Source organism: Halomonas sp. PR-M31 (assembly GCF_001039575.1).
GTDB lineage: Bacteria > Pseudomonadota > Gammaproteobacteria > Pseudomonadales > Halomonadaceae > Modicisalibacter.
In genome coordinates this window covers 40,707-65,444 of the sequence record NZ_JIBT01000003.1, presented here as the reverse complement: position 1 = coordinate 65,444, position 24,738 = coordinate 40,707, and the positions used below count along the sequence as shown (strand labels likewise).

General features: G+C 58.3%; 15 protein-coding genes and 2 pseudogenes. 1 reads left to right on the top strand and 16 read right to left on the bottom strand.

Features of this window, described 5'->3' with window-relative positions:
* Positions 1 to 60: 60 nt before the first annotated feature.
* The 13 genes from CH74_RS01645 to CH74_RS01595 all read right to left on the bottom strand — a co-directional run bounded on the left by CH74_RS01645 (position 61) and on the right by CH74_RS01595 (position 20,449).
* Positions 61 to 2,136, bottom strand: a complete 2,076-nt coding sequence (locus CH74_RS01645) for an alpha-1,4-glucan--maltose-1-phosphate maltosyltransferase (RefSeq protein ID WP_082140246.1) — start codon at positions 2,134 to 2,136, stop codon at positions 61 to 63.
* A 67-nt stretch (positions 2,137 to 2,203) separates the two neighbouring features.
* Positions 2,204 to 2,590: a hypothetical protein gene (locus tag CH74_RS19230; RefSeq protein WP_253272892.1), complete on the bottom strand. Its 387-nt coding sequence runs from the start codon at positions 2,588 to 2,590 to the stop codon at positions 2,204 to 2,206.
* A complete protein-coding gene (gene glgX / locus CH74_RS01640; RefSeq protein WP_253272891.1) occupies positions 2,587 to 4,404 on the bottom strand; it encodes a glycogen debranching protein GlgX in 1,818 nt (605 codons plus the stop codon). Before glgX ends, CH74_RS19230 begins: the two co-directional genes overlap by 4 nt.
* A gap of 79 nt (positions 4,405 to 4,483) precedes the next feature.
* Positions 4,484 to 5,083: a DUF2934 domain-containing protein gene (locus tag CH74_RS01635; RefSeq protein WP_253272890.1), complete on the bottom strand. Its 600-nt coding sequence runs from the start codon at positions 5,081 to 5,083 to the stop codon at positions 4,484 to 4,486.
* The gene (gene treY / locus CH74_RS19225; protein ID WP_172656292.1) at positions 5,067 to 10,106 is read right to left on the bottom strand and encodes a malto-oligosyltrehalose synthase; all 5,040 of its coding nucleotides are present in this window, start codon (positions 10,104 to 10,106) and stop codon (positions 5,067 to 5,069) included. The genes CH74_RS01635 and treY overlap by 17 nt, the downstream gene beginning before the upstream one ends.
* Before the next feature lie 5 nt (positions 10,107 to 10,111).
* Positions 10,112 to 11,932: a malto-oligosyltrehalose trehalohydrolase gene (gene treZ / locus CH74_RS01625; protein ID WP_048305741.1), complete on the bottom strand. Its 1,821-nt coding sequence runs from the start codon at positions 11,930 to 11,932 to the stop codon at positions 10,112 to 10,114.
* Entirely contained in the window at positions 11,929 to 13,326 is a 1,398-nt protein-coding gene (locus CH74_RS01620) for an alpha amylase C-terminal domain-containing protein (RefSeq protein ID WP_048305740.1), read from the bottom strand. The genes treZ and CH74_RS01620 overlap by 4 nt, the downstream gene beginning before the upstream one ends.
* A complete protein-coding gene (gene glgA / locus CH74_RS01615; protein ID WP_253272889.1) occupies positions 13,307 to 14,506 on the bottom strand; it encodes a glycogen synthase GlgA in 1,200 nt (399 codons plus the stop codon). The genes CH74_RS01620 and glgA overlap by 20 nt, the downstream gene beginning before the upstream one ends.
* Positions 14,507 to 14,514: 8 nt before the next feature.
* Entirely contained in the window at positions 14,515 to 14,922 is a 408-nt protein-coding gene (locus tag CH74_RS19220) for a glycogen/starch synthase (RefSeq protein ID WP_253272888.1), read from the bottom strand.
* 274 nt (positions 14,923 to 15,196) lie between these two features.
* Positions 15,197 to 16,000 (bottom strand): DUF2189 domain-containing protein, encoded by an 804-nt coding sequence (locus CH74_RS01610; protein ID WP_253272887.1) that lies wholly within the window; start codon positions 15,998 to 16,000, stop codon positions 15,197 to 15,199.
* Between the two features lie 294 nt (positions 16,001 to 16,294).
* Positions 16,295 to 16,723, bottom strand: coding sequence for a universal stress protein (locus CH74_RS01605; RefSeq protein ID WP_048305739.1), 429 nt, complete (start codon positions 16,721 to 16,723; stop codon positions 16,295 to 16,297).
* A gap of 15 nt (positions 16,724 to 16,738) precedes the next feature.
* Positions 16,739 to 19,324, bottom strand: a complete 2,586-nt coding sequence (locus CH74_RS01600; protein WP_048305738.1) for a TRAP transporter permease — start codon at positions 19,322 to 19,324, stop codon at positions 16,739 to 16,741.
* Positions 19,325 to 19,474: 150 nt separating this feature from the next.
* Positions 19,475 to 20,449, bottom strand: coding sequence for a TAXI family TRAP transporter solute-binding subunit (locus CH74_RS01595; RefSeq protein ID WP_048305737.1), 975 nt, complete (start codon positions 20,447 to 20,449; stop codon positions 19,475 to 19,477).
* 435 nt (positions 20,450 to 20,884) lie between these two features.
* Between CH74_RS01595 and CH74_RS01590 the strand changes: the two genes are divergently transcribed.
* Positions 20,885 to 21,799 carry a histone deacetylase gene (locus CH74_RS01590; protein WP_048305736.1) on the top strand — a complete coding sequence of 305 codons (915 nt, stop codon included), beginning with the start codon at positions 20,885 to 20,887 and terminating at the stop codon, positions 21,797 to 21,799.
* Positions 21,800 to 21,812: 13 nt separating this feature from the next.
* On the opposite strand, the gene CH74_RS01585 is transcribed toward CH74_RS01590, so the two are convergent.
* The 3 genes and pseudogenes from CH74_RS01585 to CH74_RS01575 form a co-directional block, all read right to left on the bottom strand.
* Positions 21,813 to 23,108 carry a TRAP transporter large permease gene (locus tag CH74_RS01585; protein ID WP_048305735.1) on the bottom strand — a complete coding sequence of 432 codons (1,296 nt, stop codon included), beginning with the start codon at positions 23,106 to 23,108 and terminating at the stop codon, positions 21,813 to 21,815.
* Positions 23,098 to 23,576, bottom strand: a pseudogene (locus CH74_RS01580) (TRAP transporter small permease). The gene CH74_RS01585 and the pseudogene CH74_RS01580 overlap by 11 nt, the downstream one beginning before the upstream one ends.
* 75 nt (positions 23,577 to 23,651) lie before the next feature.
* Positions 23,652 to 24,658: pseudogene (locus CH74_RS01575) on the bottom strand (DctP family TRAP transporter solute-binding subunit).
* Between the last annotated feature and the right edge of the window lie 80 nt (positions 24,659 to 24,738).

The window sequence follows — 24,738 nt, the reverse complement described above, 5'->3', positions numbered from 1 at the left end:
GTGCTGTATCTCCCTGCCAGTTCTGTTCCCTGCGAGCGGTTCTTGCGACTGCTGCAGCATCTAACCCAGCGGCTGAATGCGCCAGATGGCGAAGGGCAGATGCGCCGGATCGAGCCGCATCCACTGCTGTTTGCCTTGCCATGTAAAGCGCTGACCGGTCATCAGGTCCTCGATGCGAAGTGTTGCTTCGTCGGGCAAGCCCAGCTCCCACAAGGGGAGTTCGAAACGGCCCTCCTGAACGTCAAAGGGATCGAGGTTCACCGCGACCAGCACGAAATTACCCCGCTCTTCGTCGCGCTTGCCGAAATAAAGCAGCCGCTCGTTGTCGACCGGATAAAACGCTATTCCCAGATGGGTCTGGAGCGCCGGGTTCTCCCGGCGAATGCGGTTGAGTTGAGCGATCTCGTAGATGATATTGCCCGGCGCAGCATAGTCCCGTGGGCGTATCTCGTACTTCTCGGAATCAAGATACTCCTCCTTGCCCGGCACCGGTGCGCCTTCGCACAGCTCGAAGCCCGAGTACATGCCCCAGAGCCCGGAGCCCATGGTGGCCAGCGCCGCCCGAATCAGAAAGCCTGGCCGTCCGCACGACTGCAAAAAGTAGGGATTGATGTCCGGCGTATTGACGAAGAAGTTGGGCCGATAGCACTCCTTGAGCGGCGACTCGTTGAGCTCGGTGAGATACTGGGTAAGCTCGGCCTTGGTATGGCGCCAGGTGAAATAGGTATAGCTTTGCGTGAAGCCCACCTTGCCCAGACGCGCCATCATCGGTGGCCGCGTGAAGGCCTCGGCGAGGAACAGCACCCCAGGGTCGCGGCTTTTGATATCCGCGATCAGCCACTCCCAGAAGGGCAAGGGCTTGGTATGTGGGTTGTCGACCCGGAAGATGCGCACCCCTTCATCGACCCACAGCTGCACCAGGTCGCGCAGGGTCAGCCATAGCTCGGGAACCGCGTCTTCGGCGTAGAAATCGACGTTGACGATGTCCTGATACTTCTTCGGCGGGTTTTCCGCATAGCGAATCGAGCCGTCCGGTCGCCAGGAGAACCAGCCCGGATGCTCAGCAAGCCAGGGGTGATCCGGGGAGCATTGAATGGCGAAATCCAGGGCGATCTCGAGGCCATGACGCGCCGCTGCCTGCACCAGTTCGCGAAAATCCTCGCGGCTGCCAAGCTCCGGATGAATCGCCTCATGGCCCCCTTCATCACTTCCGATGGCGTAGGGGCTGCCCGGATCATCCGGGCCTGCTTCCAGGGTATTGTTGGGGCCCTTGCGATGGGCGCGTCCGATAGGATGGATGGGCGGAAAGTAGAGCACGTCGAAGCCCATGTCACGGATCATGGGCAGACGTTTTTGCACGTCGGCAAAGGTGCCGTGACGGCTGGGGTCCGCCGTTTCCGAGCGCGGAAAGAGCTCGTACCAGCTGGCAAAATTCGCGGGCCGCCGGTCCACGTCCAAGGGGTAAACGACGTCACTACGGCTGAGGTGTGCACGCGTGTCCGCCGCCGCCATCAGATGTGCAGTGGTAGAATCGAGAAGCACCTCCACTCGTTGGCTGTTCTGCTGCGCCTGCTCGAAACGCGCCAGCACTCCAGAAAGGTTCTCGCCCAGCTCGCCTTCGCTGCGCTGGGCTGCGCTTTCCACCAGGCGACGTCCTTCCTCGAGCTCGAGCTCGACGGGCACCCCGGCCTGGTGCTTCTTGGCAAGCTCATCCCGGTAGGTGGCATAAATGTCCCACCAGGCCTCGATGACGAACTGATGGCGTCCTACCTGGGTTGGTGTGAACTGGCCCTCCCAGACATCCAGCCCCAGGGGGCGGGCCAGCCTAAAGGGCGCTTCTCGGGTCACGCCTTGAGGATCGGTCCAGCTCACCTGGGCGGCCAGCACGTCGTGACCGTCGGCAAAAATGACCGCCGACAGGGGCACCGGGTCGTTCACCACGGTCTTGGGCGCGAAACGGCCGTCGTCGAGACTCGGCTTCACCGCCTCGATGGCAATTCGAGACGATCTTGCCGCCGCCTGCACATCGGCGTCTTTTACCTCAGTCTCATTTGTTTCGACGTCTGCTGTTTTCAGGCTCGCTGTTTTGGCGCCAGCGGCGTCCCCCGCTAACGAAGGACGAGATGAAAGACTCATCGCGACATGCTCCTTATGTCCTTTCGAGCAAATGAACGATCAAACACCGACCTATGAAAGCATTTGCCTAGAGTACCGGCGGTGACTGGGTTGCCCGCACCAGTTCAAGCATCACCAGGGAGTGCGCCGCCACCGGGTAGCCATCACCCACGTCGTAATGCTGATTCGCCACATCAAGGCCCTGCTGAGTATCCAGGCGACAGATCCAATTATCGCTGTCCGGCACCTCTGGCAAGACGAAGCTCTCCTGCTCATGATTGGCATTGAACAGCAACAGCAGGGTGACATCGACGCCGGCCCGGCGAATGCCTGAAGGGCGCGCACGACCATCGAGCAGAAGCCCAAGACTGCGCGCCTGGGGATCTTCCCAGCGTTCCACGCTCATCTCCTCGGCCTGGGGGGTGAGCCAGGTCACTTCTTTCAGCCCCAATTCCTCGCTGTAATCGCCGCTCAAGTAGCGGCGCGACGCAGGATGGGATAGCGCTCGCGCAACTCGATCAGTCGGCGCAGATACTCGATCATGGCGTGAGCATCGCCCGTCAGGTTCCAGTCCACCCAGCTGACCTCGTTGTCCTGGCAGTAGGCGTTGTTGTTGCCTTGCTGGGTACGCAGCAGCTCGTCTCCGGCCAGCAGCATGGGCGTGCCCTGGGCAAACAGCGTGGTAGCGAGGAAGTTGCGGATCTGGCGCAGGCGCAGATCGCGAATCTCGGGATTCTCCGTCGGCCCCTCTTCACCATGATTCCAGGAACGATTGTCGTCGTGACCGTCGTTGTTGTCCTCGCCGTTGGCCTCGTTGTGCTTGTCGTTGTAGGCCACCAGGTCGTACAGCGTGAAGCCGTCGTGGGCGGTGACGAAGTTGACCGAGGCAAAGGGGCGACGACCGCGACGATCGAACAGATCCGCCGAACCGGTCAGGCGGGCGGCAAGTTCCGGCAAGGCGCCTTCATCGCCTTTCCAATAGGCGCGCACCGTATCCCGGAAACGATCGTTCCACTCCGACCAGCCCGGGGGGAACTTGCCCACCTGATAGCCCCCCGGACCGCAGTCCCAGGGTTCGGCGATCAGCTTGACCTGACTCAAGATCGGATCCTGTCGGGTGGAGTCGAGAAAGCCGCCGCCTTCATCGAAGCCATGGGGCTCGCGACCCAGGATGGTGGCCAGATCGAAACGAAACCCATCCACGCGCATCTCGGTAGCCCAGTAGCGCAGGGAGTCCGTGACCATTTGCAGCACCCGCGGATGGCTCATGTTAAGAGTGTTACCGGTACCGGTGTCGTCGATGTAATAACGCGCCTGATCCGGCAGCAGCCGATAGTAGGAAGTGTTATCAATACCCTTCAAGGACAGGGTCGGCCCTAGCTCATTGCCTTCCGCGGTGTGGTTGTAGACCACGTCGAGGATGACCTCGAGATCCGCCGCATGAAACCGCGCCACCATCTCCTTGAACTCATTGATATTGTCACCGGCCATGTAGGGCCCATGAGGCGCAAAGAAGCCCAGGGTGTTGTAGCCCCAGTAGTTGTGAAGCCCCTTCTCCTGCAGATGCTGATCGTCGACGAAGGCATGGACGGGTAGCAGCTCTACCGAAGACACCCCAAGAGAGCGAATGTAGTCCACCACCTCGTTTTCCATCAGCCCGGCGAAGGTTCCCCGCAGCGCTTCCGGCACCGCCGGATGACGCATGGTGTAGCCTCGGGCGTGGGTCTCGTAGACAACGGTGCGATCCCAGGGCACGTGCACAGGCTGTGCTCGGCCCCAGGTAAAAGCCGGATCCACGACCCGACAGCGCGGCATGAACGGTGCACTGTCTCGTTCATCGAAACTCAGATCGCCGTCTTCATGGCCGATGGTGTAGCCGAACAGCGCCTCATCCCATTTTATGTCCCCGACAATCTGCTTGGCGTAGGGGTCGAGCAGCAGCTTGTTGGCATTGAAGCGATGCCCTTCTTCCGGGGCATAAGGGCCATGCACGCGATAGCCGTAGAGCAATCCGGGACGGGCATCCGGTAGATAGCCATGCCATATCTCGTCGGTATATTCCGGCAGCTCGATACGTTCAATTTCATGTTCGCCACTGGCATCGAACAGACACAGCTCGACCCGGGTGGCATGAGCGGAGAACAAGGCAAAATTCACTCCCAGGCCGTCCCAGGTGGCGCCCAGCGGAAACGATTTGCCCTCGCTTACCCGGGAGCGATCCATCACGCCGGGGGATTCAACGCTGGTCACGCTCGGTTCGTTGTCTTGGCCGGTATTCTCTGTATCCATGTTTCATCCTTGGAGTGGCATGCCTGACCCCACCCGCGAAACGACCTCGCGTTGGGCAAGCGGATCCTTCGTTAAATATTCAGGTTTTGCGTGACCGGGTCGTGGTTTTCTTTATCGATGCGGTCTTGGAGGAAGTCGTCTTCTTCGCAGCGGGTTTGGCTGCCTTTTTTGCCGGTTCCTTGTCTGCCGCCTGTTTACTCGCAGCGCTCTTACTCGTCGAGCGCTGTCTGGGCACACGCTTGAACTCGACCTCGGATTCCGCGGAGGGATCGTTTACCTCGACGCTCTTTTCAAGCGGTTCCTCCGTGGGCTCGGCCCGATCCTGTACTGGAGTATCCTGGGTAATCAGCGTGTCGTCGCGATAAGGCGCCTCCTCGAGAGTCGCATCACCGTCCGGGTCCAGCATGGAATCAGCTTCAGGGTTCTCCAAAGGCAAGCGATTCTCCTCGATGCCCCGTTCGTCGTTTTCAAGCGGCAGCTCGTCGTCCAGAACGGGCTCCTCTTCCTTGGCTTCCCCTTCCTCATCCAGATTCGTCTCATGGCCGGAGGATTGCTCCGCCGCCACGATTTTCAGTGCCATTTCCCAATGGCGCTGCTGCTGGCCGTCTGGACGCCCTTCGGATTCCCAGATGCGATACGCCAGCTGGCGTACACGCAGTTCGTCATCGGTCATTTTCATGCTCCCCCACTCCAATACTGACAAACACGCCGGCAGTAAAATGTGCCAGCAATTCACTGATCATTACCGTTTCTTGATTCAGTTCCACGGTATTACCGGTCAACACGTCACGCCATTGGCCTTGCAGTGATTCCGGTATTTGCAGCTGCGCATCTCCCCATTCTTCAGTGGGGATCAATGGCAACGTGGCGGACTCGAGCATGGCTACAGGCAGCCGTGGCACGACCACTAGCAGCGCCTGTTGTGCATGCTTGCGGCTGAAGGCCACCACATGCTCCTTTCGATTTCCCTCTACCGTCATGGCAGTGTAGTCGCCCTGGGCAAAGAGGGAGGGAGACTCGCTTCGTATTGCAAGCAACCGGGCGATGACCGCTTGCTTGACGCGTCCATCGCGCCAGTGCTCAAGCGCTTCTTGTGGCGATGAATGCTTTTCGAGCGCCGTTTGACGCGCCTGGTGATCGACGCTGCGACGATTGTCCGGGTCCACCAGGCTGTAATCCCAAAACTCCGTTCCCTGATAGAGATCCGGTACCCCGGGCACGGTCATGCGTAGCACCACCTGTACCAGGCCATTGACCGCTCCAGGCAGGTCCAGGGCTCGCGCTGTATCGCTCAGCTCATCGCGCAGCGCGGTGTCTTCGATCAAACCGAACAGGAAATTCCGACAAGCGTTCTCGTAATCGCTATCGGGCCATAGCCAGTGACTGCGTAGTTTGGCCTCACGCAGTGCTTTTTCCTGCCACTGGGCAAGACGCTCGGCAAAGCCGTTCATGGCCTCGCCATCCTCACGATCGAGGGTCGGCGCCCAGGCCCCCAGCAACATCTGATAAAGAATCAGCTCGTCTGCCGGCGAGGGCGCCACACCCGCGCTTTGCTCCTCTCGCTGCGATGCCGCCTTCTCGCGCCAGCGGCGCACCTGCTCCGCAAATATCCAAGGCAGCTCACTGAGCGCCGCCAGTCGGGCACGCACATCCTCACCGCGCTTGTGATCGTGAGTGGCGGTGGTGACGAGAGATAGCGGAAACTGCTCGGCACGCTGGCGGCACGCCTCATGGAAATACGCCGGGGTGTGGCTGAAGTTCTGCGGATCAAAGCCCACGTCGTTGCGTGAGATCAATACCGCCGAACGATAGCCGGCGGTGTCTTCCACCGCCTTGGCAGCCACCGGCGAGGTCAGCTGCTGAAAGCGCTGAATGGCCCGAAGACGCAACGATCGCTCTCGTTCATCCTGACAGGCCTCGGGGGCTTCTCCCCCGAGCCAGCGATCGAACTGGTCGAGCAGATCGCGCTCCGGCGGGTTGACGTCACGACGCGCCTCGACCTTTGCCTGTTCGAAATGCGCTCGATCGACTTCAGGGCGCCCCTTCTCATCCGCGTAGGTGCGATAGACAGGAAAATGCACCACCAGTGCCTTGAGTACCCGCTCGATGGCGCCAAGGGTAATGTCCCGGGTCGCCGTATCGTGTCGTGCCAAGGCCTGCAGAGCCCGAGCACAGGCGTGAAACTCGCTGGACAAGGCGCTATCGAGCATTTCCGCCCGAGCCTTGCGCACCTCGATAAGAAAATCGCTGCCGCGACCGCTTGTTTCTCGCCATAGGGTACGCAATGGAGCCGCGCCGTCCGGGTCGTGCTGCAGCCCGGATACTTCATTCATGAACTCGTAACCGGTGGTGCCGTCCACGCCCCAATCCGTGTGAAGGGTTTCCCCCTCCGCCAAGATCTTCTCTACATAGAGCGCAACATAACGCGGCACGTCATCCGGACGGTGCTGCGCCAGATCCTGCAGGCACTGGCGCAGCTTGCGGCAATAGCCCCCGGGGTCCGCCAGACCATCCACGTGATCGACCCGCAGGCCGTCGACCCAGCCTCGTTCCACCAGACGCAGGATCACGCTGTGGGTGGCATCGAAAACCTCCGGCAGCTCGACTCGAAGCCCGCCAAGCTCAGTAATATCGAAAAAACGACGCCAGTTGATCTCATCGGAGGCCGTGCGCCAGAAAGCCAGCCGGTAGTGCTGTTTCTCGAGCAAATCGTGCAGCGCACGGGCCCCCTGCTCGCTGGTCGTGTCGAAATGCTGCAATGCAGGCTGCAGATCCGCTTTCTCGCTGGCCTGGGCAAGACGCTCCCGCGCCTCGATCAACAAACGCTGAGGATCGGCACTCGTTTGCGCTTCATCGAAGCATGTTGCCAAGGAACGCAAGGCATCCTCGTTGGCATGCTGCAAGATGGCGCCGTAATACACCGGGTCGATGGGGAAATGGTGCTCGTGATAGGCGACATAAAAACCGGCAGTCGACGCCTCGTAATTCAGCCTTAATTCTCCGGAATGCAGTATGTCGCCATAGGGGCCGCCGAGAAAGGGTAGCAGCACCTTGCCATTGAGCAGCGGGTCCGGCGAATGCCAGTCGATATCGAAGAACTTGGCATAGGGGCTACGCTGGCCTTGGGTCAGCACATCCTGCCACCACAGGTTTTCGGAGCCGCCCACCGCCACGTGATTGGGTACGATATCGAGTATCAACCCCATGTTCCGTTCACGCAGCTTGGCAACCAGACGCTCCAGCGCTTCTTCGCCACCCAGCTCCGGATCGAGTCGGGTCGGGTCGATGCCGTCGTAGCCGTGGGTCGAACCGCTACGCGAGGCCAGCAGGGGCGACGCATAGACATGACTGATACCCAGATCCGCGTAGTAGTCGATCCAGGGTAGCGCATCGTCCAGGGTGAACTCGGAGTGAAACTGCAGGCGCACGGTAGCGCGAATAGGGCTCGTCGAGGACAACTTCCCTGTCTCCTCTTTCTGAATGCTGTCTTTTTGAATGCTGCCGGTAGGCAAGACGTCACCCTCGCCCTCAGGCGGTTGTAGAGATTTCTTTTCTGAAGAACCTTGCGCGGAAGAAGGACGAGTCGAAGCATTGCGGCGCGAGTCATCAAGCCCCCTAAGGCGCTTGCGTATCGAAGCGTCCTCGAGCAATTCCCCCACCGGTGCAGGCGAGCGTCGACGCCAATTGGGGTGTTCGTCCACGGTGCCCGGCAGATTGGGCTGTCGTTCGAGCCCGAGAACATCCTCCATGGGCACCACCACCAAGGGCGGCGGCGTATGCCCGAGATAGGCGGCACTGGCATCCAGCACGGTGGTCACGGGAATATCATCGGCGGACAGACTAGCCGGATTCTCGGTGGAATCAATCAGGCCCAGAGCATGCGCCAGACTCACCCGCTCCTTGTCTCTTTGGCGATGCTCCGTGACAGCATCCTGTTCATCCCCTAGCAGACCGAAACGATCGCGCAGATCGATGTCATACCCTGACCACCAGCCCGCCACGGTGGGCAGGTCATGGGTCGAGGACATTGCCACGGCCTGGTCCGTCCACTCGGTTGAGGCAATGAAGTCGTCCTGTTCGTCGCGCTCGAACCAGAGCACGCGCATGCCCAGAATGCCACGCTCTCTCAGCTGGTCGCGAAAGCCCGGCGCCACGGTGCCCAAATCCTCGCCAATGACGATGGCGCGATGACGCCAGGACTCCAGGGCCACCAGACGCAGCATGTCGTTCAAGGGAAAGCGAATGTAACCGCCCTGCCTGGGCGAAGCGCCATGAGGCACCAGCCACAGCCGCAGTAGCCCCAGGATATGATCGATACGCAGCCCGCCGGCATGACGGAACGCCGTGCGCAGCATGTCGATGAAGCTGCGAAACCCGGAGCGCACCAGGCCGTGGGGCGAAAACGAGGCCAGGCCCCAGTCCTGCCCGTGCACGTTGAACGAGTCTGGCGGTGCACCGATGGAGACCCCTTCGAGCATCTCTTCCTGACGGCTCCAGGTCTGGCTACCGGCGCCGTCCGCCCCGACCGCCAGATCGGCAATTATCCCAAGGGCCATGCCATCGTCGCGCATATTGTCCTGGGCATACTCCAACCCTTCCGCCACCAGCCATTGCAGAAAGGCGTGAAACGTCACTTCCTGCGCATTTTCCCGAGCGAATTGCGCAACCTCATGACTGCGTGGATCGCGCAGGGCTTCGGGCCAGTCGCGCCAGTTGCCTTCCGGACGCGCCCTTCGCAGGGCTTCGAAACGACAGTGATCCTCGAGCAACTCTCCCCCCGCGGCACGAAACGCATTGAACCTGCGTTTCTGGGCATCGGTTTCATCACCTTGATCGCTGCACTCCTGGAACATGGCGAAAAGCTCACGTAGCCAGGTCAACTTAGCCTGCGCCGCTGCCGGCCAGTCGATGAGCTCCGCGGCTTCCAGATGCGCAAGTTCATCTTGCAAGCCGCACCGGTCAATGGCCTCTTCGACCAGCTCCTGGTCCAGCACGATCCGCGGCGAGGCATACAGCACGTTGAACAACAGGCGGCTGGACGGAGAGTAAGGGCTGTAGCGCTGAGTATCGGCACTGAACATGGCATGCATGGGGCTGATGACCAGGGCATCCGCCTGTTGGGCAGCGGCGGCTCGCCCAAGCGCTGCCAATGCCAGAATATCACCGATGCCTCCAGCGCCAGCACGGCGCAGGGAATACACCTGCACCGCCAGTCCCCACAGATGTGGCTCGGTGGGTGTGTCCGCGCCGGTGTTGTTGCAGGCATCCGCGACGCTGAAACAGCGCTGGGGCGCTACGGCCAGTGTCGCCGTCGCTTCGCCCAGCACCAGGCGATGGTAGCCTGGGCTCTCGATGGCGGGTAAGCGGCCATGATCATCGACTTGCCCTTCCCGCTCTTCGCCGGTTTCCAGTATCACCTTGAATGTCGTGCCCGCCCTGAGTGGGCATGGCAGTTCGATGGGCGTATCGCAATCCACGCTGATCAGTGGCGGCAGCTCATCAAGACTGGCTGGGTGATATAGCCGCTGCAGGCGTTTGGCGCTGGCGCGCATCGTCTCTTCATCGTTGACGTCAAAGCCAAGTGCCGCGAGCAGGGTATGGCGGGTCTCGTCGTCAAGACGACACTGATTGCCTTCGCTGTCTTCCCACTGCTCGATCAACCCGACGGCATTGGCGAGTTCTCTCAAGGCCGCATCATTCATGCCCGTCATCCTTGCGTTTTGGTGTGCAACCAGGCAGCGGCGCTATAGGTTTGGAGCCAACCTTCCTGGGCGCTCGCTGCTATCCCTTCCTGGGTTTCATGAAGAAGCCCTGACATCGTCGCCAGGCCATCCACTGCGACGCTATTCCCTCCCAGATTCAGGGCAATGATGAGTTGGCTGTCGTCATTCATACGCCACCGGGCAAGCAACGCTTTTTCTGCCAGTACCTCGACACCTTCGGCAACGGCTCCAGGCAAGCGTGGCACGATCTGACTTTGGCGCAATGCCAGCAGCCTTCGATAACGCGCCAGCCACTCGTCATGAACCGGCGTTTCCCGGTAATCGAAATCCGGAATGGAATCGACGAAGGTCTGTCGATCGTTGGGGTCCGGGATCGCTTCTCGAGTGGCCGGGTCGCTAAAGGCGCTAAAGGCGGCAAATTCGCTGCGCCGGCCTTTACGTACCGCCTCGGCAAGCTCGCCATGATGAGAGGTGAAAAAGCAAAAAGGCTGCGTCGACCCCCACTCCTCTCCCATGAACAGAAGCGGGATCATCGGCGACAGCAACAAGGGTACCGTTGCCGCGACCAGGGCCTTGGGGTCGGTCAGTAGCCCGAGCCGTTCTCCCAAGGCCCGATTGCCGATCTGATCGTGGTTCTGCAGAAAGATCACGAAGGCGCTGGGAGGCAGATGGGTGCTGGGCTCGCCCCGGACATAACCGCCGCGGGTCGTCTCGCCTTGATAGATGAAGCCTTCACTCAGGCAGCGTGCCAGACGCTGGGTAGCATCTTCGGTAAAATCGCTGTAATACCCTTCATATTCGCCGGTGAGCAGCACATGCATGACGTTATGCCAGTCGTCATTCCACTGGGCGTCGAACAGCGTCGGATCGAGCAAGCTGGCCTGATTGCTCTCGTTCTCGAGCATTAGATGTACATGGCGCCCCGGCTCGACCCGCTTGCGAATCTCCTGGCCCATCTCGACGAGAAAATCCTGTTCGCCAATGGCATGCACCGCATCGAAGCGCAGTCCATCGAAGCGATATTCCAGTAGCCACATCAAGGCATTGTCAATGAAGTAGCGGCGCACCTGGGGCTTACGAAAATCGATGGCAGCGCCCCAGGGGGTGGGCAGATCTTTACGGAAAAAGGTGCCGGCGTAGGCGGCCAGATAGTTGCCATCCGGGCCGAAATGGTTGTAGACGACATCGAGATACACCATCAGTCCATGACCGTGGGCCTCGTCGATCAATGCTTTCAACTCATCCGGATCGCCATAGGAGGCTTCCACCGCATAGGGCAGCACCCCATCGTAGCCCCAGTTGCGCCCACCGGGGAACTCCGCCACCGGCATCAGCTCAATGGCGGTCACGCCCAGAGAAGCAAGATAGGCCAGACGCTGACGCACCCCTTCAAAGCCGCCAAGGGTTCCCACATGCAGTTCGTAGATGACGCTTTCGTGCCAGGGTCGACCTTGCCACTGAGGGTGACGCCAGCCGTAACGCTCGGGATCGACCACCAGACTGGGGCCGTCGATATCCTCATGCTGGGCGCGAGATGCAGGATCGGGGATGGCAAGCCCCTGGCCGTGTTCGTCGTTGAACACCCGGTAGCGATAACCCGCTCCTGCCGAGCATTGAACGCTCAGCTGATAATGGCCGTCTTGCATGGCCTGCATGGCCTGGCTGTCGCTTCCTTCGATCTCGAGCCACACCTTATCTGCGGTTGGCGCCCATAGCGTAAAGCATGTTCGACCATCGTCCTGTAACTGAGCGCCGAAGCAAGGAGCAAACCGAAACCTGGCCGCAGGTGTGTCGTCCGTATTCATGCCGGCCAATCTCCTTGTCTCAAGAACAACGCCGCCAAGGGCGGCAGGGTCAATGATATTGATACCGGGTAACCATGGCTTGGCTCCAGCAGGGCCTCGACGCCATTGGCGTTGCCCACGTTGGAGCCACCATAAAAAACGCTATCGCTGTTGAGCACTTCGTGCCAGGCCCCCAGGGTCGGCACACCGATGCGATAATTCTCGAGCACGTTGGGCGTGAAATTGATGACCACTAACAACGGCGCGGTGCCTTCGGCACCATAACGCAGAAAAGCGATGACGCTATTGGTGACGTCGTCGCCGATTACCCAGGTAAAACTGCTGGATTCGATGTCGCATTCATAAAGCGCCGACTCATTGCCATACAGTCGGTTGAGATCCGCCACCAGTCGCAGCATGCCCGCATGAAAAGTTTGATCCAGCAATCCCCAGTCGAGGGATCTACCGGGCTGCCATACCGGTCCCTGGGCGAACTCGCTGCCCATGCCCAGAAGCTTCTTGCCAGGATGCGCCCACATGTAGCTCATGGCGGCACGCAGGTTGGCAAACTTCTGCCAAGGGTCTCCCGGCATGCGATCGAACCAGCTTTGTGGCTCGTGACTCGATGATTCTTCGAGCAGTGGCAAAAGAAAATGCATGTTAAAGGCCGTGCCCAGGCTTTCATGCAGCAAATGGTGTTCCCGGCCACGCCACTTCGTGGGCACGCTTAGATAATTCAAGGTATTGCGCGACCAGTGCGTATTGCATATCAATACCCGGGTCAACAGATGAACCGGCATGTCTACCGGGCGATCGATCAAGATGAGAACGTCGTGGCGCCGCTTGGTGATGCCCTGTATCAAGTGCTCGATGAGACCGTCGCCGGTCTGCTCGGCGCGCTCCTTTAGATGAAGGCCATCGAGATGATAGCGCTCGACCCACTCGAGTACCTGATGAAGCATGACAGCAAAGGTCTGACTGTCGTCGCCGGTTGCGTATGGCGTATCCGAAGCGACGTTCCAGTCCAGTATTACGCCGATATCACTTTCATGGCAGGCAAGAATGAAAGTGGCAAATGCTTCATCGTTGACGTGCTGCACGTTCACATCGGTCAACGCGATATGAGTGAAACCAAGATCCGCCACATAGGGCAAAAGACGATCGATCAGCGCCATCCAGGACAAGGGGTTTCCCGTTTCATCCAGGTACCATCCCAGTGGGCTGAAGCGATAAATGGACAGGGGTGCCGAGGTAAAATCCTGACGGCTTCGACGCAACAGCCACTGGCCGTCATACCAGCGATCCGTCGGCGCCAAAGGCGGCAGAAGCTGTGGCAGACTCGAGGCGGCTCTTCGATTGGGCGTGGGCGACTCCTTGTCCATTTGTAGCGTCACGTCAATTGACAGCTTGCCCATAAGGAGACTCCGTTTCGTCAAGGGTCACACTGTAAAGCTGGTTATAAGGTTCGATGGACTGATGCCAATGATAACGACCTGCCATGGCCGCACGACGCATGGCGTAGAACAGATCCGTGGCACGAAAGACTTTGAAAGCGCGATCGATGGCATGCATATAGCTGGCAAAGGTCACTTCATCGAACAGAAAACCGGTCACCCCATCCTCAATGGTATCCACCAGGCCTCCGGTACGGTGGGCGATGGGTAGCGAGCCAAAGCGCTGGGCGTACATCTGACTCAACCCGCAGGGCTCGAAACGCGACGGCATCAGCAGAAAATCGCTGCCGGCGTAGATACAGCGCGCCTCCCCTTCATCGAAGCCGATATTGACGCCGATCGCGCCAGGGAACCGATCCGCCAGATTGCACAGCGCACGCTCGAACCCACGTTCACCGCGCCCGATGAATACGATCTGCCCTCCTCGGCGAATGATGGACTCCGCTACGCCCACGGTGAGATCGATACCTTTCTGATGCACAAGACGGGAGACCACGGCGAATAGCGGCCCGGTGCATATTGCCAAGCCAAACAGCTGACGTACGTAATTGGCGTTGGCGCGCTTGCCACGCCAATCGTTCTTGGCAAATGCCCTTACCAGATGGGCATCGGTACGCGGGTCCCAGCTTTCATCAATGCCATTGGGTATGCCCACAAGACGTCCTTGCTCGGCTTTGGTACTCAGCAACCCTTCGAGTCCGCAGCCAAATTCCGGCGTAGTGATCTCCTGAGCATAGGTGGCACTGACCGTGGTCACTCGACCTGAATAGGCAATACCTGCCTTCATGTAGGAGAGCTGGCCGTGATATTCCACCCCGTCGATGGTCATGGCCTCTTCCGGCACGCCGAGGGTTTTGCAGCGAGACGCATCGAATACGCCCTGATAGGCAAGGTTGTGAATGGTGAAAATGCAGGGCGTCGATTCCCCCCACCAGTGCAGATAGCCTGCGGTCAGCCCGCAGGTCCAATCGTTGAGATGCAGAAGCTGAGGGCACCAGTTGAGCCCGGCGTTACCCGCGGCGATTTCGGCCGCCGCAAGACTCAAACGCGCAAAGCGTATGTCGTTGTCTTCCCACCCGATTCCTGAGTCGTCGCAATAAGGATTGCCCTCGCGCTCATAGAGCTCGGGGCACAGCAACACATAGAGGATCAGCCATCGGGATAGGTGATTTGACCGATGTCGCAGGCAGGAATGTCGGCTAGGGCTGGCAGGTGCCCCACCACTTCGATCTTGCGATCGGATTGAATGACTTCACGATAGGCCGGTAGCAGAACCCGCACGTCGTGACGTAAACGAAGTGCACGAGGCAACGCCGATGAGACGTCCCCCAATCCTCCTACCTTGACCAGATCGGCGATTTCCGGCGTGACGTACAAGACGTCATATCTGCTCTCGTCTTTTTTCTCGATACGCCTGGGAATAGTTCTTGCTCTAGCCGCCTTTTCAATGACGGCGGGTAATGCGATTTTTTGCTGGTCCTTTACAAGTGGATCATCCGTATCCACATCGACGGGGACCATTTCTTGCGAAATGCTGCGCAACGCCGTGTTGCCCATAGAGCAACCTCCTTGTACGACTCACAAGTTCTTCATAAGCCAATTACAACAAGAAAACCTTAACCTCAGTAATTTTTGCGTTTTTATTACGTCTTAATCATTCTTAGATATTAAGTTTCTGCCACTCTTGTTCGTGCTTACATCAAGCCACCTTCAAGAATAGATGAATAAAGACAATATGCCAGAATCAGTGTCCTCTGTTTCAAGCACAGTAGCAAAACGGCCATCGCAAAAGAGAAGCGATGACCGTTTACAGGAAGAAAAGTGATAGCTTTTACATCTTGTTTTCCACCCCCACCAGATCTTCATAGGCATGCCAGCTTGCATGACCCAACACCGGCAGAATCACTGCAAGCCCGATATAAAACGTTGCCACGCCAATGATGGTGCAGCCGGTCAGTATCGCGGCCCATAGCAGCATGGGACGAAAATTGCGAGCCACGCTCTTGACGCTGGCTTCGATACCTTCCATGAAGGTGAGATCACGATCCATCAGGGTCGGGATGGCGACCACGCTGATGGAAAAAGCACCAAAGGCCAGCACACCACCGAATGCAGTGCCTACCAGCAACATCCCTAAACCTTCAGGCGTCGTGAACAAGGCGGAATATAAGTCGATCGGGCTCGGCACATTGAGACCGAAGAACAGCGCAAACAGCAGTGTCGCCACCCGAATCCAGATGATGAAGAAAATCATCATCATCAACCCCATCATGGCCAGTTGCCCGGTATGAGAGGTCCATGCCCCAAAGGCATCGGCGAAGGTGGGAGTGCGTCCATTGCTGAGGCGGCGACTGATTCCATAGGATCCCACTGCTACCAATGGGCCAAGAAACATGAAGCCTGCTATCAAGGGCAACAGCCAGTGCCATAAACCCAGTCTGTAAGCTCCGAATGTGACTGCCAGACTGATACCGACCCAAAACAACCCGTAGGACAAACTGACCGTCATGGCCTGACGAAAGTCGTTGATTCCTGCAATCAGCCATTGTCTTGGCCTGTCAATATCAATGTGATTAATGATCAACTGCGTGCTGGCTTGCGTGGCTGGCGTGTTCTTCTTGGTATCCACCATCATAGCGCTACCCCTTAACACTGACTGCTTATTGCCGGACTCATCCGTCTGGATACGATCCTCCACATGCGGATGGCTTGTTCAGGACGATGGGAGCGGCATATCAAAGGGTATCAGGAGCGTGTTGGAGCAATGGGATACGCCGGTCGCCAGCATGCCTATTTTCACTATAGTCGACCTTGCGGATCGCTGCATGAATGCCTTGAGGACTTCGCACTTTCAACGAATGGCTCGTGGCAAGGCACAAAAAACGCCCGACAGCTCAAAACTGCCGGGCATCATTAGCGTCGTGACACTCTAGCGAACGATCAGCACCGATACGCCTGCGTGGCGCATGACGTGCTCGGCGTTGGGGCCTAACAGATAATCCGCCAAGCGGCGCTTGTTATGGGACGCCATGACGACCAGATCGGCGCCTACTGCCTTGACCGATTTGATGATGCCCTCATAGGGAGAACCATCGACGATCATGCAGTGAGTCTTGATCTCAGCCGGAACATGCTTTTCCACGAACGTCTGCTGGGTGTCAGACAGCAACTTATGTGCCTTCGTCTGAAAATCCGCAGGGAAATAACTTCCCACCAACGGCATGCGATAATCCGGCAAAACGGTAACGACGAAGAGTTCGGCGCCGAACGCCTTGCACAGTGCCAACGCTTCCGGCAAGGCTCTCTTCCAGGATTCAGCGGCGTCGAGATCAATGGGCAATACGATCTTCTTATGCATGGTCGTTTCCTCCTATCAGGCGGTTGCCTTCTGTGTACGACGACGACGTCGCTGCAGCAGTACGACTAGAGCAAATACCGCAAGTCCCGGAATCCACATCCACTCCTTGTCCCAGCGCTCCACCGGCGCTCTGACCGATACGATCTCCTGATCGAATTCAAAGCCCAGCTCCTCGGCTTGACTGCCGAACGTGGTCATGTCCACCAGCGTACGATCGTCCTCCTGCATCAGCTCAAGTCCGAGGTTTTCCATACGTTTGGCCCCTGTATCACCGTCGGGTACCGGTACCAGCACCACGAAGCTGGTGGGATTGCCATAGGCATCGAGACCATCGATACGCACGCGCAGGTTGCTGTTCTTGTCCACATCGCCCAGGGCCTGCTCGAACTGGCTCGGCGGTATGTCGCGGTAAGGATCATGAATCATGTCCATCCAGAAACCGGGCCGGAACAGCGTGAAGGCCACCAGCAACAACAACAGGCTTTCATACCAGCGATTGCGCGTCAGCATGTAGCCCTGGGTCGCTGCAGCGAAGACCAGCATCGCAAAAGTCGCAACAATGAATATCACCACGCCCTGTAAAGGGCTCACGTCGATCAGCAGCAGCTCGGTGTTGAAGATGAACAGGAACGGGAGTGCCGCGGTGCGCAGGCTATAGTAAAACGCCTGGAAGCCGGTTCGAATCGGATCCCCTCCCGAGATCGCCGCGGCCGCAAAGGATGCAAGCCCTACTGGCGGCGTGACATCCGCCATGATGCCGAAATAGAACACGAACAGATGCACGGCGATCAGCGGCACGATCAGGCCGTTCTGCTGACCGAGGGAGACCACGACTGGCGCAAGCAGCGCCGACACCACGATGTAATTGGCGGTAGTCGGCAATCCCATGCCGAGAATCAAGCTGAGCACGGCGGTGAGCAACAGGATCAACAGCAGATTGCCCATGGACAGGGTTTCGACTAGATCCGCCAATACCAGACCCACACCCGTTTGAGAGACTGCCCCGACGATGATACCCGCCGCCGCAGTGGCAATCCCGATGCCGATCATGTTGCGCGCGCCGGCAATCAATCCATCCCACAGTTCGATAAAGCCACGCTTGATATCTGACGCCATGTCGCTTTGACCGCGAAAAAGCGCAGTGATGGGGCGCTGGGTGATCATGATGAAAATCATCAACATGGTGGCCCAGAAGGCAGAAAGCCCTGGGGATAGCCGCTCCACCATCAGACACCACACCAGCACGATGACAGGCAGGATGTAGTGCAACCCGACCATGACCGTGGGCTTGGTCTGGGGTAACTCGGTAATGTCATCGTTGGGGTTGTCTACCTGAAGCTCAGGATACTGCGCTCCCAGTTTCAGCAGCAGTACATAGACGATAGTCAGAACCACGGACACTACCCAAGGCGTTGAATCCCCCAGAATAGGTTTTAGCCAGCCCAGGCCGTAATAGACGGCAAAGGACAAGGCCATTAGCAGCAGCAGACCGGTCAAAAAGCCGATCGCCTTACGCAACAAGGGCTTGGGTGGGTTACTGCTTTCAAGCCCCTTCATCCCTGCCTTGAGCGCTTCGAGATGGACGATATAAACCAGGGCGATATAGGAGATCAGCGCCGGCAAAAAAGCATGCTTGATGACTTCAACGTAGGAAATCCCGACATATTCCACCATCAAAAAAGCGGCAGCCCCCATGACCGGCGGCATGATCTGGCCGTTGACGGAAGAGGCCACCTCAACCGCGCCGGCCTTCTCGGCGGAAAACCCCACGCGCTTCATCATGGGAATGGTGAAGGTGCCGGTGGTCACCGTATTGGCAATGGAGGAACCCGAGATCAACCCGGTCATGCCCGAAGCCACTACCGCTGCCTTGGCTGGTCCGCCGCGATAGTGACCCAGCAGAGAAAATGCCACCTTGATGAAGTAATTACCTGCGCCAGCCTTTTCCAGCAAGGCGCCAAACAGCACGAACAGAAAGACGAAGCTGGTCGATACCCCCAGGGCGATACCGAAGACCCCTTGGGTCGTCAGCCACTGATGATTGACCAGGCCATACAGACTCACCCCTTGGTGGGCCAGCATGGCAGGCATGTAAGGGCCGGCAAGGGAATAGACCAGAAACACCAGGGCCACGATCATCAAGGGCGGGCCAAGCGCACGCCGGGTACCCTCGAGCAGCAGTATCAGCCCCATCACCCCCACGATGACATCCTGCAGGATTGGCGCTCCAGGGCGCTGGGATAGCTGATCATAGAAAATATAGATATAGGCTGCAGCAAACGCCGCGGCGGCGCCTAATATCCAGTCCAGAAGAGGCACTCGGTCCCGAGGCGAGCGTTTGAGCGCGGGATAGGCCATGTAGGCCAGAAATAGTGCAAAGGTCAAATGGATAGAACGCGTTTCGGTTGCGCTGAAGACACCAAAGCCCACCATGTAAGGGATTGGTGACGCTATCCATAGCTGAAATAGTGACCAGGCAGTCGCAAGACCCAGAAACAGCTTGTTGGGCATACCACTGAGCGTGCGGGCTCCCGTATCGCTTGAGAGCAGTTCATCCAAGTCCTTCGACGATGAAGATGTTTGCTGTTTATCTTCGGCCATATTGCTTCCCTACTTGTCGATGGCAGCACGAGAACATTTCGAGGGCATTCCTGGAGCGAACCCAGACCAAAAGATGCGCGAGGCCGATTGGCGCCCGCGCATCCCTTGTGTATCAACGACTAATCAAGATGATGGATGCCACAACCCCGATCACTCGATCCAGCCGCGCTCCTTATAGTAACGCTCAGCGCCTTCATGTAGCGGCGCCGTCAACCCTTCGCTGACCATCTGCTCCGGCTCGAGGGTAGAGAAAGCGGGGTGCAGACGCTTGAAGCGATCGAAATTGTCGAAGACGGCCTTAACGGTGGTATAGACCACGTCCGCATCCGTGTTGGCGTCCGTGAGGAGTGTCGCGGCCACACCGAAGGTTTCGGTATCCTCATCGTTACCCTTGTACAAGCCGCCGGGAATGGTCGACTTGGTATAGTACGGATACTTCTCGACCAGCTCGTCGACTTCGCTTCCGCTGATAGGGACAAGATTGGAATCAACCGTGGTGGTGGCTTCCTGAATCGAACCATTGGGGTGACCTACCACATAGGCCATGGCGTCAATGTTGTTATCCGCCAGAGCAGACGCCATTTCAGCCGCGGTCAGCTCCGATGCCAGCGAGTAATCGTCCATGGACCAACCTTTGGCATCCATCAGCACTTCCATGGTGGCACGCTGTCCGGAACCCGGGTTGCCGACGTTGACGCGCTTGCCCTTGAGATCGTCAAACGACTCGATACCGGCATCGGCACGGGCCAAAATCGTCAGCGGCTCACCGTGCATGGCGAAAACCGACCGTAACTCTTCGAACGCCTGATCGAAGTTGTCTTCACCGTTGAAGGCGCGATAAGCCACATCCGACTGTACGACGCCCATGTCCAGTTCACCGGACTTCAGGCCGTTGACGTTAGCAACCGACCCCCCGGTAGAAGGCGCATTACATTTGATGTTGGCATCCTTGACACGATTGACCATGCGGCAAACGGACTGCCCTACCACGTAGTAGACGCCAGTTTGTCCGCCGGTGCCGATGGTAATGAACTTCTGCTCCTGAGCCATGGCTGGCGCAGAGAACACCGCTGCGCTGAGTAGAGCACCGGAAGCTAATGCTGCAGAGAAGAAATGACGTTTCATGCAAGATACCTCATGAATTTACATTATTGTAAAGCACTGTTTGATGCGTTGTTCGCAATCGCCGACACCTGTTCGTCTTCGTCGATCTTGCTATACCCCGTCGCCTTGAAAGCCTGCGCTGAGAAGCCTGCATGGCGATCCTTTTTCGCTATCGACGTTGACTGTTATCGACCTTGCGTACCCTGATTCCCGTGCGAGTCGATCATTCATCCGGCATCGAGTATCGCTTTGTAAACATACCGATTCTACCGGCGTGGTGCAAAAGACATTGCTAAACTTGCGTTATATACGTCAACCCTCCCATGAGTGCAATCTTTCAAAAGGTTAGTTCAGGGTTAGCGTTTACGGTACGTTAAACTTGCCCTGACCTCTTGTTTCGTTCCGTACTAGCACTTTCAAGTTAGTACTTTCAAGAAAGCTGATTGGTTAAATCCCATGCCATTCCCCTTGATCCATCATCCCGGCTATACCATCGATCTACCAACCAATCACCCCTTTCCCATGGCCAAATTTCGTGTGTTAAAAGAGCAGTTGAGAAAAGAGAGTGCCGGACAAGCGTCGCATTGGCTGATCCCTGCCCCCGTCGCAGAAAGCGATCTACGCCGCGTGCATACCCACGATTACCTGCAGAGATTTTTGACCGGCAAGCTTGATGATGCCGCCCAGCGACGCAGCGGCTTTCGCTGGTCGGAGGAGCTGGTGGAGCGCACCCGGCTAGAAGTTGGCGGAACATTGCTTACCGTCGAAGCGGCACTTGAAAATGGGCTTGCCTGCAATACCGCCGGCGGCACGCATCACGCTCATGCGGATGCCGCCAGCGGCTACTGCCTGCTCAACGATCTTGCCGTGGCAGCGGCTCACGCCCTGGCCAGACGTTGGGTGAAACGCATACTCATCGTCGATTTGGACGTTCATCAAGGCGATGGCACCGCACTGATCTTTCGTGACGATGATCGGGTCTTTACCTTCTCAATGCATGGGGCCGAGAACTTCCCGGCACGCAAACAGCAAAGCGATCTCGACGTGCCGTTACCCCGAGGTACAAAAGATGAGGATTATTTAGCCATTCTCGATGCTCACTTATCTAAATTGCTCGATCAGATCGCACCGGATCTTGTGATTTACGACGCCGGGGTGGACGTACATGCCGACGACCGGCTCGGTCATCTCGCCCTCAGCGACGAAGGCTTGATGCGCCGGGACGCCTATGTCATTCGTCTTTGTCGTGAGGCGGACACTCCGATTGCCGCCGTGATTGGCGGCGGCTACGATCGGGATCTTGTCGCCCTGGCAAATCGCCATGCACAGCTGCATCGCGCCGCCTATCGATACTGGCTTGAACAGCGCTAACGAACGCCGCCGGTTAAACGGAATAGCCCAGCACTCGCGGCAGCCACAGGGCGATCTCGGGAAACAGTGCGACTAGCAGCAGCGCCCCGCCCATGGCGACGACGAAAATCAGCGCCCAGCCCAGGGTCTGCTCGAGACGAATCTTCGCTACTTCGGTAGTCACCATCAGATTGACTGCCACCGGCGGCGTGAACTGCCCGATGGCAATGTTCATAGCCAGCAGAATGCCGAACCATACTGGATTCCACTCAAAATGCTGCATCACCGGCACCAGAATCGGCATCAGGATCAGATAGATGGAAATGGCATCCAGCAGCATGCCCGCCAATAGCACCGCCAGCATGATCAACAGCAGCAGTACCGCGCCGTTATCGGACAGCGCAATCAGCCAATGTGCCATGTGCCGGAAAGTGCCCAGCATGGTGCCTGCCCAGGCGAAAATACCTGCCAAGGCAATGATCAGCATCACTACGCCGGAGATCGTTGCCGCTTCACCGAACAGCTGCCAAAGATGACGCCAGTCGAGCTCCCGGGTAATGAACAAGCCCACCAGCACCCCGTAGGCCACCGCCACCACCGCCGCTTCTGTCGGCGTGAATAGACCGCTACGCAGTCCGCCCAGAATGATCACCGGCGCGAATAGAGCCGGCAGTGCCTGGCGAAAACTTTCCCCTAGCGGCGCTCGCTCGACCTCTGCCGGCGCTTCCCAACCATGGCGGCGCGATAACCAGAAGGCCGGTACCAGCAGCGAAAGCCCAGCAAGAATGCCCGGAAACAGACCCGCGGCGAACAGAGCACGCAGATCGACGCCCGGAACCACGATGGAATACAAGATGAGTGCCACAGAAGGCGGAATGAGAATCGCCGTGGAGGCAGACGCCGCAATCAGCGTGGCGGAAAACGGCTTGGGATAACCGGCGCGAGTCATGCTGGGCAACATCACCATGGCAACGGCGGCAGCATCCGCCGGCCCGGAACCGCTCATGCCGCCCATGATCATGCACACCAGCACTGCCACCAGGGCCAAGCCCCCATGACGCGGGCCAATAAGGGCCTGAGCGAAGCGCACCAGCCGCGCTGCCACCCCGGCCCGCTCAAAGATCAGGCCAGTCAGAATGAACAGTGGAATCGCGATCAGCGGATACTTGGCGATGCTGTTATAGGTGTTGGTGCCCAGGGTCGCCAGCATCATGGGGGACAAGCCGGTGACGATGCCTATCGCTCCCGCTAACCCTAAAGACAGCGCCACCGGCACGCCGACGATCAGCAGCGCCAGAAAGCTCAGGATCATCCATAGATCAGGACTCATCGTTGAGCGTTCCGCGCAGGCGATCCAGAGTCTGCTGTACCTGGCGCCACAGCAGCAAGGTCGCAAGTATCGGCAGCCAGACCAGATACCACCATTGGGGCACCCCAAGCCCCGGAGACTGGGTCTGCCATTGGTACTCTTCCAGAGTCAATTTAGCACCGAACCATAGAATCAGACCCAGCACCATGGCACCGGCCAGCCCCTGAAAAAGAATCACGCCCGACGCGGCCCCTCCGGCAGCGCACGCTCCAGCAGGCTGATGCGCACATGACGATTGCGCCGCAGGGCCACCGCCGCACCCGCGAAGGTCAGCACCACCAGCAGAAATACCGAGATTTCCTCGGTGAAGGCAAAAGAAGCGTTGGTCACATAGCGCACTAGCACGTTGCTCAGACTGATCACGGCGATAATGACCAGCGCCAATGTCGCCAGAATGCGCTCGAGTCGAGCGTCCGGTGGGGTTTTCATCCTATCTCTCTCAAGAAATTGCCGACCCTGACATCGAGTCGGCAACTATTTTCGCAGGCTTGCATCATCGAAGGCTTAGCGGTTGTCGACGGCCTTACGGGCAGTTTTTACCAGCTCGTCACCGATCTGCGGCGTCCACTTTTCATAGACGCTCTGGGTGATGTCGACGAAGGCTTGACGCTGGTCTTCGGTGAGTTGGCTGACCTCGACGCCACGCTCCTTGATGGCCGCTAAACGCTCACTCTTCTGCTCCCGGGACATCTCGATCTCCCATTGCCCGGCATCCACGGCCGCCTGACGCAGAAGCTGCTGATCTTCCTCGGGTAGCTGCTGCCAGATGCGTTGATTGACGGCAAAGATCAGGGGGTCATTCATGTAGTGCCATAGGGTCAGATACTTTTGCCCCACCTGATCGATACGCGCCACATCGAACACTGACAGCGGGTTTTCCTGACCGTCCACGCGCCGGTGGTCAGGGCCGGCTTGGCATCCGCCCAGCTCATCTGGGTCGGGTTGGCGCCCAGGGCGGTGAAAGTATCCTGGAACAAGGGCGAACCCACCACACGAATCTTCAGACCCTCAAGATCTTCTGGCGCGCTTATCGGCTGTTTTGAATTGGAAATCTCGCGAAAGCCATTCTCGCCCCAGGCCAAAGGCATCACGCCGCGGGATTCAATGGCCTCGAACACCATTTGCCCTGCTTCGCCCCCGGTAATGGCATCCACCGCGCCGGTATCCGGCATCAGAAATGGCAGCGAGAACAGATTGAGCTCCGGTACCTGGGGCGACCAGTTGATGGTCGAGCCCACGGCCATGTCGATCAGCCCCTGGCGCATTGCCGAGAATTCCCGGGTCTGATCGCCGTTGACCAGCTGAGAATTGGGATACACGCGCAGGGTGATCTCGCCCTCGGAACGCTCCTCGACCAGTTCCGCCCATTTCTCTGCGGCCTGCCCCCAAGGGAAGTCTGCGGAGAGCACGGTGGAAACGGAATATTCTCGCGCTTGAGCGCTCAGAGAAATGCACAGAAGTCCGGCACCCAGAACGGTGGCGGAAAGAGAAATCATTCGATGACGCAGCATGGGCAATGTCCTTAGGGCGAGCGAGCGGTCTGTCGTTGCTGTTTGCTGAACACGCATTGTAGAAAAAGCCCGACGGTAAG